Here is a 12,981-nt window from a genome sequence, read left to right as displayed (position 1 = left end):
CAGGCCCGACATGACGACCCACAGCTTCCCCTTTGTGATGGACATCCCCAACCTGGATGCCGCGCCTTATTACCACGTGCTCGACAGCGACCAGCCACTGCAGCAGATCCGCTTGCCAAGCGGCCACGTCGCCACACACCTGACCCGCTACGACGATTGCCGTAGCTTCCTGGCCGACCCGAGTATCAGCCGCACCCTGTGCAACGTCGAAGGTGGCCCGACCTTCCTTCCAGGCCCGACCCAGCCGGAGCTGCTGCTGAACCTCGACAACCCGGCACACATGCGCTCGCGTGCCACTGTGGCCCGAGCCTTCAGCAAGCGCGGGGTGGAAAGCCTGCGCGAGCATGTACGAACCACCACCCGGCGCAACGTCCAGCGCATGCGTGACGGCGAGCTGGCACCGGACTTGTTCGCCTCGGTGTTACAGGACCTGACCTCCTCCACCGTGTGCCACATCCTCGGGATCCCGCTGCAGGACCGCGAACTGTTCCGCCCCTGGAGCCAGATCATCCAGTCGGCGCCGCCGGACGATATCCCGGGTATCGAAGTAGCGGTCAAGGCTAGCTTCGATTACCTGATGGACTTCGTGCGTGGCACCCGCCACGCCGAACCGGACGGGTTCATCCGGCAGTACGTCGACCAGCGTGCGAGCATGGACGACCCACTCACCGACGAGGAATTCGTCGGCGTGCTGCTGGGCATTCTGCTAGGTGGCGATCACAACGCCCTGAGCGTGATGACCAAATCGGTCTACACGCTTCTGTGCGCCCCCGCGCTGTGGACGCACGCCCAGCGTAACCGGGAGCAGTTGCCGGCACTGATCGAGGAGCTGATCCGGGTTATCCCGATCGGCAAGCTGTCGGCTTTCCCGCGCATCACCACTCAGGCAGTGAGTACCAGCCGTGGTGAGATTCCGGCAGGCACCTGCGTGTATGCCAATGTGTTCCTGGCCAACCGCGACCCGGCCGTGTTCAGCGAGCCGCTGCGGATCAACCCACTGCGTGAGGACAAGGCCGCACACATCCAGTTCGGCCATGGCATCCACAGTTGCATGGGCCCGGCCCTGGCCCGGCTGGAAATCGGCATCGTACTCGAGACGCTGATCGAACAGTTGCCCGACATGCAGCTGGACCGCGCGCCGCAATCGCTGGCCTGGATCAACGGCACCGTGCTGCGCCGTCCCAACGAACTTCCGGTGCGTTTCTGAGCGAAGCCTTACAAAAGGGAATTTCTGATGACTCTCAAGCCTCTGATCGACCAGCTCGACGGCTTTGCCGATACACCATTTCTCAACACCGAGCAGCAAAGCCATAGCTATGCCGAACTCAAGGCCGAGGTACTGCGCCAGCTCGAACACCTGCGGGCCCAAGGTGTCGCGGCGCAGACCACGGTATTCGTCCAGGGCGATTTCTCGTTCCGTGGCATCGCACTGTTCCTGGCGCTGTACCAGAACGGCAACGTAATCGCGCTGAACACCGCCAGCAACGAGCAGGAAGTGCAGAACAAGCTTGCCGCCGCTCAAGCCGAGTACCAGATCGATGCCGACAGCGGCGAGGTCACCCGGCACACTCCGCAGGGCGAGGACAATGCTCTGGTGGCCAAGCTCAAGGGGCTCGGGCATGCGGGCCTGATCCTGTTCAGCAGCGGTACTACAGGGCAGCCCAAGGCCATGTTGCACGACCTCGATCGGCTGGTGGCCAGCTACCAGAACAAGCGCTCTCGGCGCCTGAGCATTTTCCTGTTCCTGCTGTTCGACCATATTGGCGGCATCAACACCTTGCTCAACATCCTGACCATCGGCGGCACGGCAACCATTGCCGCCACCAAGAGCCCGGACATCGTCGCCCGGTTGATCGCCGATCACCGGATCACGGTGCTGCCGACCTCGCCGACCTTCCTCAATCTGATGCTCATCAACAATGTCTTCGGGCGCTACGACCTGGGGGCCCTGCGCATGATTACCTACGGCACCGAGCCGATGCCCGAAAGCCTGCTGGGGGCCTTGCGCGAGAAACTGCCCAAGGTGAAATTCCTGCAAACCTTTGGCACCAGCGAAACCGGTATCATGAACACCAGCTCGCAGTCCTCCGACAGCCTGTTCATGCGCTTCCAGGAAGGCGATACCGAGTACCGTGTGGTCGACGGCGAACTGTGGCTGCGCAGCGCTACCCAGGTGATGGGCTACCTCAACCACAGCATGGACAGCTTCACCGATGACGGCTGGTTCAAGACCGGCGACCTGGTCGAAGTCAATGCTGATGGCTACCTGAAGATCCTTGGCCGCAGCAAGGAGATCATCAATGTCGGTGGCGAGAAGGTGTACCCCGCCGAGGTCGAATCGGTGCTGATGCAGCACCCGCGCATCAAGGACTGCAAGGCCTATGGCGAGCGCAACGGCCTGACCGGGCAGTTCGTCGCCGCCGAGGTGGTACTCGATGGCGACTATGGCGATGCTACCGCCGAGGTCCTGCGGGCTATACGCCAGTACAGCCGCGAACGCATGGACAGCTACAAAGTGCCGGTCCGGCTCAAGGTGGTCGAGGCTATCCGTTACTCGGCGCGCTTCAAGAAGCTGTTGATTGCCTGACCTGCGTGATGCAACGCCAGCTGGTTTGCTCAGCTGGCGTTGGTCATCAGGTCAGTCTCGCCCAAGAAGTCGATGAAGGCGCGTGTTTTGGGTGACAGCAGCCTGGTCGGCGACCAGACGATCCAGAAGTCACCCGGCAGACTCAGTTCACGCATGACCAGAGTCAACTCGTTACTGGCGATGTACTCCTGGATCACAAAGTCGGGAAGGTAGGCCACGCCCATGGCATTTCGGCAGGCCGCCAGCACCGCCTCGACACTGTTCATGACCATCGCCGTTTCTACCTGCACTTGAACCCGCTCGCCCTGCGCCTGCAACGTCCATGGCTGCAGCTTGCCGCTCGACGGCAGCTTGTAGCCGATACCCCGATAGCTGCTCAGGTCCTGAAGGGTGCGGGCGACGCCATAGCGCTGCAGGTATTCGGGTGCCGCGCATAGCACGAAGCGGAAGGTGCAGATCTTGCGGGCGGCCAGGCTCGAGTCCGGCAGCGCACCGCTACGGATTACCGCGTCAAAACCTTCTTCCACCACATCGACCATCCGGTCGCTGAAGTCCAGGTCCAGTTCTATTTCGGGATAGCGCCGGTAGAATTCGCGCATGCTTCCGGAAATCAGACGGTAGCCTACTGCCGGCAGGCTAACCCGTAGCACGCCCTTGGGCCTTTGCTTGGAGTTGGCCAAGGCCGCCTCGGCGTCCTGCAATTGCTGCAGCAGGGTGCGGCAACGGGCGAAGAAGTCCAGCCCCTCGCTGGTCAGGCTGATCTGTCGGGTGCTGCGATGGAACAAACGCACGCCAAGGCGCTCCTCCAGGCGGCTAACGCTCTTGCCCACGGCAGAGGAGGAAATACCCAAACCACGCCCCGCCAAGGTGAAGCTCTGCGACTCAGCCGCACGTACAAACGCGATCAAACCGCTCAAGCTGTCCTTCGACACCATCTAGATCAGATCCTTCTCAATCTAAAGCACTAAGTAAAACACCTAACCGGGCCAAAAGGATATCGCTCAGTTTTGACAGTTATACGCTGTGCCAGCGTTGCTCTGGTTGTTAACCGGGAGCATTTTGCCATACGCTGGAAATGGCAATAAGCCACCACCTGGCCAAGCAAGGAGTAGCCTGATGAAAATCGTTTCGCTGTTGATCGCTGCAGTCCTTTCGTTCTCATCGGTAGTCGCTTTTGCGCACAGTGGCGGTACTGACGCCCGGGGCTGCCACACCAATCACAAGACCGGTGACCATCACTGCCATTGATGCGGTCCGCAGCTCTGAGCCTTGGCGTCCCTGCCCCTGGGACGCCAACGCTTAAGCGGCCTGCTCGACGCCATCTTCGCGCTCATCGTACCGTTCCCGATGGTCGCGCTGGCCGCTGCACTCATTGGCTATGCGGGCGGACGATAGCTGCCGATCGTGTCCAGGAAGTGGTGTAACTGAACCAGCCGAAGGGTGATATCTCGTCCGCCATTCATCGATGATCTCGCCTAACGCTCAGGGGCCTGGCCGTTTCGCTCCATGACCTTCCCACACTGCTCACTGGCCAGACGGCTGATGATCCGGATCGCCTGATGGATACCGGCAGTGTTGCGAAAGCTCAGGCGCGGGTTGTGTTCGCACTCCAGCATTTCGTCGTGCTGGACCAGGGCTTCGCCTAACAGTTCGAGGGTCCAGGCGTAGCTTTGGATGGTGGATAGGCATTCTTGGTCAGTCATGGCGTGCCTCCCTTGTTGCAGAGACAGAGCGAGATTGACTGGAGGTGAGATCGTTGAAGGCCGCCGAGGTACGACGGTGGAGAACGGATACAAGGATCTTTAGCGGATTTACGGTGGTCATGCATGAGTTCCTTTCGTGATGGAACTGCCACCGCTCGCGGCCAAGCAAGTTAAGGTGGCAGCAGTACGCGGGTTGGCCGACCGGGACGAAAGGAGCCCGGCACACCCGAAGGTGTCCCGCGCACCACCGCCATGACGCGACATCGCGGGCACAAAAAAAGCGCCTGCGATGAAGACTGGGCGCTGATGCGCCTTTCGATTCCGACCGGCCAAGGTCGCATCACCGATGCTTCGGTGACGGGGGGACTTTATTCCCGAGTGGCTGTTTTCGCAAGTTTCCAAGAGTCGGAAAGGGCAATGCGTTTCGTAGGAAGATGGCCATCAGGGGCCTTTAGCAGGGGGCCAGCCGCAATGATGATGTCTGGCCCGCCGTTCATGCATTTGCGAGTTAGGTTAGCGTCGATTCCATGGCCAACGGCGACACTGGAAACAGGGCTTGGGATGTAGGGTATCCACCCAGCTCTCCGCGCGATGTCCACGTAGAATCGGAATCAATCATGGTTGCTTTCATATCGCAGCCATCCAGCAGTCACTGAGCCTCCAGCTACGCGGTCCTTTGGATGAATCCGCCCTTCACTGACTGGGACTTCCGGGAAGTCAAATGGGCTCATGCCTTCGATACAGGCAACGTTGACCCCGTATTGATCCGGTGAGGAACGGCGCTGGTGGAAGGTGTAGATGCCGCATTTCGAGCAGAAGTAGTGCTTTGCAACACGTGTATTGAACTGATAAAGAGTGAGCGCCTCATGCCCTTGGGTGACAGTGATGTCGCCCAGGTTGGCTGATACCGCCACTGCACCCCGCATACGGCAGAGCGAGCAGTTGCACCGGCGCGCTGTACGCACACCATCGGTCAAGCGAAGTGAAAAACGCACCGTTCCACAATGGCAGGCTGCCTGGTAAACAGGGCGATCATCGTGTTTTTCATCAGTCATAGCGTTTCTCTTGTCGTGTCAGAGGAGACAAAGCAGTAGGTCTGCGGGTTGTGTGATGAGCGGACGGGATCAGCCGCTGGAGGTACTGATGGAAAGCTCGGCCATCTGAAAATATCTATAACCGATTAAAGCACTATCTTAAAAATCTCGCCAAACACCCCGAAAACACGGGGCGAAAGCTAAATGTCGGTCACCCATTATCTTGAAACCCGTACAACCGGAAGTGAAAAACCGTTGACTATTCACTCGGCTGTGAAGCTGGGCTTAAGTTGGCCTGATCGGCCGAAAGCAGAAAACGGAAGAAAAAAAAATGCACGCACAAGGCAAGCATTCTTGGAGGGGCTAAACGCAGGAAAAACTGTATCAAACCATCAAACTCTGGTGCGGAGACAGGAGCGAACAAGGCACCCATAGACCCCGTTTTTATTGACCTCCGGCCTCTATATCAAACCGTAATCTAACCATATACCTAAAACCCAACTCACCCTCGCCACCTGCCTCGGCGGCATCGCACCAGGGGCTATTCAATACTTTAACTGCCGACCGGCATCCGCCAGCATCTAATACGAAAGTATCGAGGGAGGTATGTGGCTAAAGTGATGGCCAAGGGCTACGCTCAAGCTAGGCTTTACCTTCGCTTAGGCTCCTTAAGACCAGGCGATGAGCTGATCCAAGAAAGGCAATTATTAAGGGAGAAGATATGACCGATCGTCGACCAATAAATCCAAATGTTAATGTCCCAAAACCTGGTGGCGGCGAACAACCTCGCTCCAGAAACAAGGATGGAAAAATTCGCGAAAAACGTGATGACGCGGGCAAGCCTCGGAAGAGGTAAAAGGTAACAACATCGTACAAGGCCATTAATCCAACTGATTGATGGCCCGCCGAAAAAAGGCTCTACACTCTAGACATCAGTGCAATATTAAAAACCCTAACCAGTGATTTATCAAACTAACAAATATACCACAACCCTAGAAAGGTTAACTCAGCACAAATCTAAAGCTATAAATTTCCCAGCCTTGCTCAACAAACCACAAGGATGAAGAGATGGCAGATACGAACAGATCAAAACCTGTGCGGATTTCTGTACGAAACATTGGATGCATTGGGAATGACGGGACCGACATAGAACTCGACAATATCGTCTGCCTAGTAGGGAAAAATAACGCAGGCAAATCAACTATCTTGCGCGCCTATGAACTAGCCAAAGGCTCAGCCTCCTTTGATACAATTAGAGATAGGTGCCAGTATGCACCACCCGAACAACCTTCGGAAGTAATTCTTGAGGTTCACATTCCAGCAGGTATTGGTAATGTTGATGAGAAGTGGAAAACTGAGAAAGATGGATTACTTATAGTCAAAAGCAGATGGCAGTGGGCACCACCAACTTACGTGAAGATCCGAACAACTTGGGATCCTACAGGCGGAGAGGATGGTCAAGGAGGTTGGGCAGAAGATGGTAAAGCTGGCGGTGCAGATCCAGTCTTTAGCTCGCGTCTACCACGACCATTACGAATCGGTTCACTTGATGATGCGGCTAAAACAGAAGACATGCTCCTTGCGCTTGCGCTATCACCACTTTTAGCTGGGATTGAGAAGGAGAGAATGAACCCAGAATCTGAGTTGGCCAAGGCGATATCAAGTGTTTCACATCATATGGATGTGATCAGCACCGCGCACGAGGAACACTTTAATCAGATCGCAGGGCGAGTATCTGCTGGCTTTAAAGGAGTTTTCCCTGGATTAGACGTAAAGCTTCAAATCGGGTCAACTCCATTAGCACCTAAAGTTGCCGAATTAGTCAAAGGTGGCTCTAGCCTCAGAGTTAAAGATGGCACAACAGAAACAGATCTAACCCAGCAAGGAACTGGCGCCAGAAGAGCACTCTTCTGGGCCATGCTTCAAGTGCACAATGAGCTTTCGCGAGATAAGGAAATACGAGCCGAATTTCGTAAGCGGCTTGAAAAGTCTATTTCCGAGTCTGAAAAAAAACTACCAAGAGCTAAAGGTGCAGATAAAGAAGCACTTACCGAGGAAATCAAACAAGCCAAAGCGCAACTTGAAGCTCACGACGAAGGAGCTCCAATACCGGACAGCCCGGACGACCCTGCATTCCCAGGGTACTTGCTGCTGATAGATGAACCGGAAAATGCGCTGCACCCAATGGCATCTCGTGCAGCCCAGCGCCATTTGTATCGGCTTGCCGAAAGCCCAGACTGGCAAGTCGTTATGACTACTCATTCACCCTACTTTATCAATCCGTTTGAAGATCACACCACCATTGTGAGACTCGAACGAACTAGCGAAGCTGAAAACAGCCCTATACAGCCAAAGACTTATAGATCTGATCTGATCGAATTCGAAGGTGACGACAAAGCACGCCTGCAAGCGCTACAGCATATAGACCCAAGTTTCTCAGAAGTTTTTTTCGGGTCTTATCCAATTTTGGTCGAGGGAGACACAGAGCATGCTGCCTTCATGTCGTCGATCCTGGAGCGGCAGCATGAATTGGTGGATAAAGTAACCGTAATTCGTGCTCGAGGCAAAGCCATTCTCACGCCTCTGATCAAGGTAATGGCTCATTTCAAGATAAATTTCGGCATCGTGCATGACTGTGATCCACCCTTCAAGAAAAACGGTGACAAAAATGGTATGTGGACCGAAAACGAGAAAATCCGCAATGCCATTGTAAAAGCACGCGAAACCGGAATTGTCGTCGACATCGTATCAGTATTCCGGATTTCGAGCGTTTCCTAGGAGGAGAAGAAGAATCTAAAGATAAACCGCTGAACACATACCTAAATATATCGCAAGATGACGCACTGGCTGGCCGAGTCCAAGGCATTCTAGCAGACTTGATGTCATCAGAACGACACGAACCATTTGACTCCACTGCAATTACAGACAGTGGATACATGCCACTATTGATGTCAAGCGTTCAAGATTGGGCCAAGGCCAACAATCTTCACGAACACGCTCGTTTCAAAAGAAAATAAGCTTAGCATACAAGCAGCAATTAAAAGCGACCACAGCTCTACCGTGGCCGCTTTTAAAGTTGCGATCCACTAGACTATACAGTGAAGCTAAAACTCGGTCGATTAGCAATTTTTAATCTATAGACTTCTTCATTCAGGCACCTTCGCTGCCTATTTTCGTCGCCACTCTTAAATTTGCCAGAAGATTTACCTAACTAACTTTTCCACTCCGAGCACTTGTTAGAATTACCCTCTTTCCCGGAGGCGCCTGGCGTTTTATCGCCTTCACGTTGCAACCCAAGTACGGGCATGGCGTGCAGTTCTCGAATCATATGCTCTGTCAGGTCTGCACCGGGCTCGATCACCGCTTCGATGTAATCCATCGCCTTCTCGATGTTGGCAATTTCCATCAACTGGTCGGTGCTCTGGGCTTTCCCTTCGACCTTGCTGTCGATGTAGTCGGCCAGCGTGGTGTGGTTGCCCTCGATTCGAGCAGACCCCAAGCTTTCCAGGGTGTGGGGCAGCGCCTTCAGCTGAAAGAACACCTGAGGTGGAGTGTCCCCTTCCAGCCTCAGCCTGCACAGAAACTCGAGCTCGGCCAGAACGTCAACCAGCGGCGAGTCGAAGGACGGGGTCAGCAGCTACAGGTCGTGGTGAGAAAACTGGGGAATCTCAAAATTATCTCTAAACGGGAAAATCATTATCTAGAAAAATTTCTGTTCTCACCCCGTAAACACTGGCCAAAACCTGAACTACAGCTAACCATTATCTAAAAATGGCGTGCAACCCTAAGTGGAAAACTGCGAACCATAAAGTCAAAAACACGCAGATCCATGGGGAAAAAAGCGGGAACAAAAAAGCCCGCGCAAGGCGGGCTTCTATTGGTGCCAGGTAGCGAGAAATCGCCATAGGCCAACTGATTCTGGTGCCGGAGACAGGAATCGAACCTGCGACCTTCGCGTTACGAGTGCGCTGCTCTACCGACTGAGCTACACCGGCGTGTAGCGCAACGTACCACTGCTCGCACCCGTTACGCAAACCCCTGTTTCCCCTGACTTATTGCCCTACCCTCAAGGCGCCTTGCACCCCTTCGGCGCCAGGTCTTCTTCAATGTCGGTCGTACACGCCCACCCGCTAGCCGAACGCGTCAGGGTCAGTGCCTTGCCCAGCACAGTCGCCGGTGCATCCACCAGCGTGCAAACGATGCTCCCGCTGCCATCCGCCGCCTTGCCGCTAGCCGTGATCGCACAGTGTGCCGTCGCCGGCTGGCCACCCAGCGCGGCCACATCCGCCACATCCTTGCCGTCATTCAACCGCAGGTCCATCGCCGTCTTCAGCGCGCTGATCTCCAGCAACCCGGCCGCGGCCTTGGAGCGTGACTGGTGGTTGGTGTACATCGGTAAGGCGATGGTCGCCAGAATGCCGATGATCGCGACGACGATCATCAGTTCGATCAGGGTGATACCGCGTTGCCCTTTCATGAACGTTTTCCTTTTTGATACGCGTACTCGTTGAGGTCAGGCTCGACCCCGGCTGGCAGCGGCGCAGTAGGCCTGAACAGACACCTTTTGTCACCCCTGCCCGCTTGGGCGTCGTCTTCGCTGAACTACTCTAGTGAGCATCACGGACGCGCGCCCTTGCATGGACGCGGCAAGCTGTTTCCAGGCTTGTCGCACGGGCAGGAAAAGGACCTTTGCATGACCCCATCCACACGCCTCTACACCTGGCACGGCACCGACGCCAACGGCACGCCGGTCAGCGGGCAAACACCCGGGCGCAGCCCGGCCTATGTGCGCGCCGGGCTGATCCGCCAGGGCATCAGGGTAGCCGGCTTGCGGCCTGCCGGCGGGCTGGCGTTCAGTTTGCCGAAACGGCGGGAGAAGGCCGCCCCGGCGGGGTTCAGCCGGCAGCTGGCGACCTTGCTCAAGGCCGGGGTGCCGCTGCTGCAGGCGTTCGAGGTGATGGGGCGCAGTGGCTGCGATGCGGCGCAGGCGGCATTGCTGGAGAGATTGAAACAGGATGTGGCCTCGGGCCTGGGGCTGGCGGATGCGTTGCAGCGCCATCCGGGTTGGTTCGATGCGTTGTACTGCAACCTGGTGCGGGTGGGTGAGCAGTCCGGCACGCTCGACCGGCAGCTGGAACAGCTGGCGGGCATGCTGGAGCAGCGTCGGGTGCTGCACAAGAAGGTACGCAAGGCGATGATCTACCCGCTGCTGCTGTTGCTGACCGGGCTGGGGGTGTCGGCGATCTTGTTGCTGGAGGTGATTCCGAAGTTCCAGAGTATGTTCGCCGGCTTGGGCGCGGCGTTGCCGGCATTTACCCAATGGGTGATCGACTTGTCCACAGGGCTGAGCCGGTTTGCGCCGCTGTTGCTGGTGATGGGCGTGGTACTGGGTTTTGCCATGCGCCAGCTCTACCGGCAGCACGCGCCAGCGCGCCTGTGGATATCTCGCCAAGTGCTGGGTTTACCGGTGTTCGGCACGCTGCTGGGGCAGGCGGCGCTGGCGCGGTTTGCGCGTAGCCTGGCAACGTCCTACGCCGCCGGGGTGCCGTTGCTGGATGCGCTGGGCACGGTGGCCAGGGTCAGTGGCGGCGACCTGCATGAGCAGGCGGTGTTGCGGCTGCGCCAGGGCATGGCCAATGGGCAGGGGCTGCACCAGGCGATGGCCGCTGAGCCGCTGTTTCCACCACTGTTGGTGCAACTGACGGCCATCGGGGAATCCAGTGGCACGCTGGACCAGATGCTGGAAAAAGCCGCCAGCCATTACGAGGAACAGGTCAGCCAGGCGCTGGACCAGTTGACCAGCCTGCTGGAGCCGGCCATCGTGCTGGTCCTGGGCCTGCTGGTGGGCGGCCTGGTGGTGGCGATGTATCTGCCGATCTTCCAGTTGGGTAGCTTGATCTGAACATGACTCTATGGACTTTACTGGCTGAGCAGCCGGCGTACTTCCTCACCCTGGCCGGCGTGCTCGGCCTGCTGGTGGGCAGCTTTCTCAATGTGCTGGTGTACCGCCTGCCAATCATGCTGGAGCGGCAATGGCAGCGTGAGGCCCAAGAGGTATTGGGGTTGCCGACCACGCCACACGAGCGTTTCGACCTGTGGCTACCCGCCTCGCGCTGCCCGCATTGCGCGCATCGGATTCGCGCGTGGGAGAACATTCCGGTCATCAGCTACCTGGCCTTGCGCGGGCGTTGCTCAGCCTGCAAAACCCGCATCAGCCCGCGCTACCCGTTGGTGGAGGTGGCCAGCGCGCTGCTGTCGCTGGTGGTGGCCTGGCGCTTTGGGGCTTCGCCCGAGGCCTTGCTGGCACTGCCGCTGACCTGGTGCCTGCTGGCCCTGAGCCTGATCGATGCCGAGCACCAGTTGCTGCCGGATGTGCTGGTGCTGCCAATGCTGTGGCTGGGGCTGATCGTCAACGCTTTCGGCCTCTACGTCCCGCTGACCAGTGCGCTGTGGGGCGCGGTGGCCGGGTACCTCAGCCTGTGGACGGTGTACTGGCTGTTCAAGCTGGTCACTGGCAAGGAGGGCATGGGCTATGGCGACTTCAAGCTGATGGCGCTGATCGGGGCCTGGGGTGGCTGGCAGGTGTTGCCGGTGACCCTGCTGCTGTCGTCGGGGGTGGGGGCGCTGGCGGGGCTGTGCCTGCTGCGTCTGCGCCGGCATGCCATGGGCACGGCGATCCCGTTCGGCCCTTATCTGGCGATTGCGGGGTGGATTGCCGTGCTCTGGGGTGATGAAATATACGCTTCATACACACAACTGCTTGGATTCTGATGACCACTGCGGCCTTTACCCCCTGGATTCTCGGCCTTACCGGCGGCATTGGTAGCGGCAAGAGCGCCGCTGCCGAGCGTTTCGTCGAGCTTGGCGTGCACCTGGTCGATGCCGACCAGGCGGCGCGCTGGGTGGTCGAGCCTGGCCGCCCGGCCCTGGCCAGCATCGTCGAGCGCTTCGGTGCCGGCGTGCTGCAGGCGGACGGCCAACTCGATCGTGCCGCCCTGCGCCAGCTGATCTTCGCCGACCCGGCGCAGCGCAAATGGCTGGAGCAATTGCTGCACCCGCTGATCGGGCAGGAAATTTTCAGCTACCTGGCCAAGGCGCAGTCGCCCTATGCGGTGTATGTGTCGCCGCTGCTGATCGAGTCGGGGCAGCACCAGAAAACCCAGCGGGTGCTGGTGATCGATGCGCCGCAGGAGCTGCAGGTGGCGCGTACCCTGGCACGTGACAACACCAGCGCCGAGCAGGTGCAGGCCATTCTCAAGGCCCAGCTGGCCCGTGAGGAGCGCCTGCGCCATGCCGATGATGTGGTGGTCAATGACGGCGACCTGGCCGCGCTGCATGAGCAGATTGACCGCCTGCACCACTTTTACCTGACTTTACGAGGAGGCCAGCCATGAGCCAGCCATTGACCGTCGATTGCCCGACCTGTGGCGCACCTGTGGAATGGCACGAGAAAAGCCCGTTCCGGCCGTTCTGTTCGGACCGCTGCAAGCTGATCGACCTGGGGGCCTGGGCGGCGGAGGAGCACAAGATTCCGGGGGCGGAAGATTCCGAGGATGAACTGTATTCGGGGGACCTGGAGCCGCGGCATTGAGCCGATAACAAGGTGCCCTTCAGGGCCCTTTCGCGGGTGAACCCGCTCCCACAGAGACCTCACGGC

At 57.9% G+C, this 12,981-nt stretch carries 12 protein-coding genes, 1 tRNA gene and 1 pseudogene; 8 read left to right on the top strand and 6 right to left on the bottom strand.

The window, feature by feature from the left end:
• Positions 1 to 10 precede the first annotated feature (10 nt).
• Positions 11 to 1,207, top strand: coding sequence for a cytochrome P450 (locus tag M2S36_RS03670; RefSeq protein ID WP_233693816.1), 1,197 nt, complete (start codon positions 11 to 13; stop codon positions 1,205 to 1,207).
• Positions 1,208 to 1,234: 27 nt separating this feature from the next.
• Positions 1,235 to 2,587 carry an ANL family adenylate-forming protein gene (locus M2S36_RS03665; protein WP_207835607.1) on the top strand — a complete coding sequence of 451 codons (1,353 nt, stop codon included), beginning with the start codon at positions 1,235 to 1,237 and terminating at the stop codon, positions 2,585 to 2,587.
• 29 nt (positions 2,588 to 2,616) lie between these two features.
• Here the strand turns inward: M2S36_RS03665 and M2S36_RS03660 are convergent, their stop codons facing one another.
• The gene (locus tag M2S36_RS03660; RefSeq protein WP_325175955.1) at positions 2,617 to 3,504 is read right to left on the bottom strand and encodes a LysR family transcriptional regulator; all 888 of its coding nucleotides are present in this window, start codon (positions 3,502 to 3,504) and stop codon (positions 2,617 to 2,619) included.
• Positions 3,505 to 3,703: 199 nt separating this feature from the next.
• Here M2S36_RS03660 and M2S36_RS25050 point away from each other — a divergent pair, with 199 nt between their 5' ends.
• Positions 3,704 to 3,835, top strand: coding sequence for a YHYH domain-containing protein (locus M2S36_RS25050; protein ID WP_207835592.1), 132 nt, complete (start codon positions 3,704 to 3,706; stop codon positions 3,833 to 3,835).
• 227 nt (positions 3,836 to 4,062) lie between these two features.
• Here M2S36_RS25050 and M2S36_RS03655 read toward each other — a convergent pair whose 3' ends face one another.
• Together M2S36_RS03655 and M2S36_RS03650 are read right to left on the bottom strand one after the other, a co-directional pair.
• Positions 4,063 to 4,290 carry a hypothetical protein gene (locus M2S36_RS03655; protein ID WP_333956726.1) on the bottom strand — a complete coding sequence of 76 codons (228 nt, stop codon included), beginning with the start codon at positions 4,288 to 4,290 and terminating at the stop codon, positions 4,063 to 4,065.
• Positions 4,291 to 4,901: 611 nt separating this feature from the next.
• Positions 4,902 to 5,345: a GFA family protein gene (locus tag M2S36_RS03650; protein WP_333956725.1), complete on the bottom strand. Its 444-nt coding sequence runs from the start codon at positions 5,343 to 5,345 to the stop codon at positions 4,902 to 4,904.
• 1,047 nt (positions 5,346 to 6,392) lie between these two features.
• On the opposite strand from M2S36_RS03650, the gene M2S36_RS03645 reads away from it, so the two are divergent.
• On the top strand, positions 6,393 to 8,102 hold the full coding sequence (locus tag M2S36_RS03645; protein ID WP_333956724.1) for an ATP-dependent nuclease: 1,710 nt from the start codon (positions 6,393 to 6,395) through the stop codon (positions 8,100 to 8,102).
• Between the two features lie 481 nt (positions 8,103 to 8,583).
• Here the strand turns inward: M2S36_RS03645 and M2S36_RS03640 are convergent.
• The 3 genes and pseudogenes from M2S36_RS03640 to M2S36_RS03630 all read right to left on the bottom strand — a co-directional run.
• Positions 8,584 to 8,961 (bottom strand): annotated as a pseudogene (locus tag M2S36_RS03640) (Fic family protein); the annotation flags it as partial.
• A gap of 282 nt (positions 8,962 to 9,243) precedes the next feature.
• Positions 9,244 to 9,319, bottom strand: a tRNA-Thr gene (locus M2S36_RS03635).
• A gap of 71 nt (positions 9,320 to 9,390) precedes the next feature.
• Positions 9,391 to 9,801, bottom strand: coding sequence for a pilin (locus tag M2S36_RS03630; RefSeq protein ID WP_023660630.1), 411 nt, complete (start codon positions 9,799 to 9,801; stop codon positions 9,391 to 9,393).
• A 216-nt stretch (positions 9,802 to 10,017) separates the two neighbouring features.
• Between M2S36_RS03630 and M2S36_RS03625 the strand changes: the two genes are divergently transcribed.
• From M2S36_RS03625 to yacG, 4 genes are read left to right on the top strand one after another with little or no spacing between them, the layout of a single operon-like run.
• Complete coding sequence (locus M2S36_RS03625) at positions 10,018 to 11,226, top strand: type II secretion system F family protein (protein WP_333956722.1); 1,209 nt, start codon at positions 10,018 to 10,020, stop codon at positions 11,224 to 11,226.
• Between the two features lie 2 nt (positions 11,227 to 11,228).
• Positions 11,229 to 12,095, top strand: coding sequence for a prepilin peptidase (locus M2S36_RS03620; RefSeq protein ID WP_333956721.1), 867 nt, complete (start codon positions 11,229 to 11,231; stop codon positions 12,093 to 12,095).
• Positions 12,095 to 12,718, top strand: a complete 624-nt coding sequence (gene coaE / locus M2S36_RS03615; RefSeq protein WP_063911153.1) for a dephospho-CoA kinase — start codon at positions 12,095 to 12,097, stop codon at positions 12,716 to 12,718. Before M2S36_RS03620 ends, coaE begins: the two co-directional genes overlap by 1 nt.
• On the top strand, positions 12,715 to 12,915 hold the full coding sequence (yacG, locus tag M2S36_RS03610; protein ID WP_063911152.1) for a DNA gyrase inhibitor YacG: 201 nt from the start codon (positions 12,715 to 12,717) through the stop codon (positions 12,913 to 12,915). Before coaE ends, yacG begins: the two co-directional genes overlap by 4 nt.
• The last annotated feature ends 66 nt before the right edge of the window (positions 12,916 to 12,981 follow it).

Source organism: Pseudomonas sp. SF2, from assembly GCF_036858055.1.
Lineage (GTDB): Bacteria > Pseudomonadota > Gammaproteobacteria > Pseudomonadales > Pseudomonadaceae > Aquipseudomonas.
Note: the sequence above shows the minus strand (reverse complement) of the source record. Positions and strands in the feature narration are given on the sequence as shown.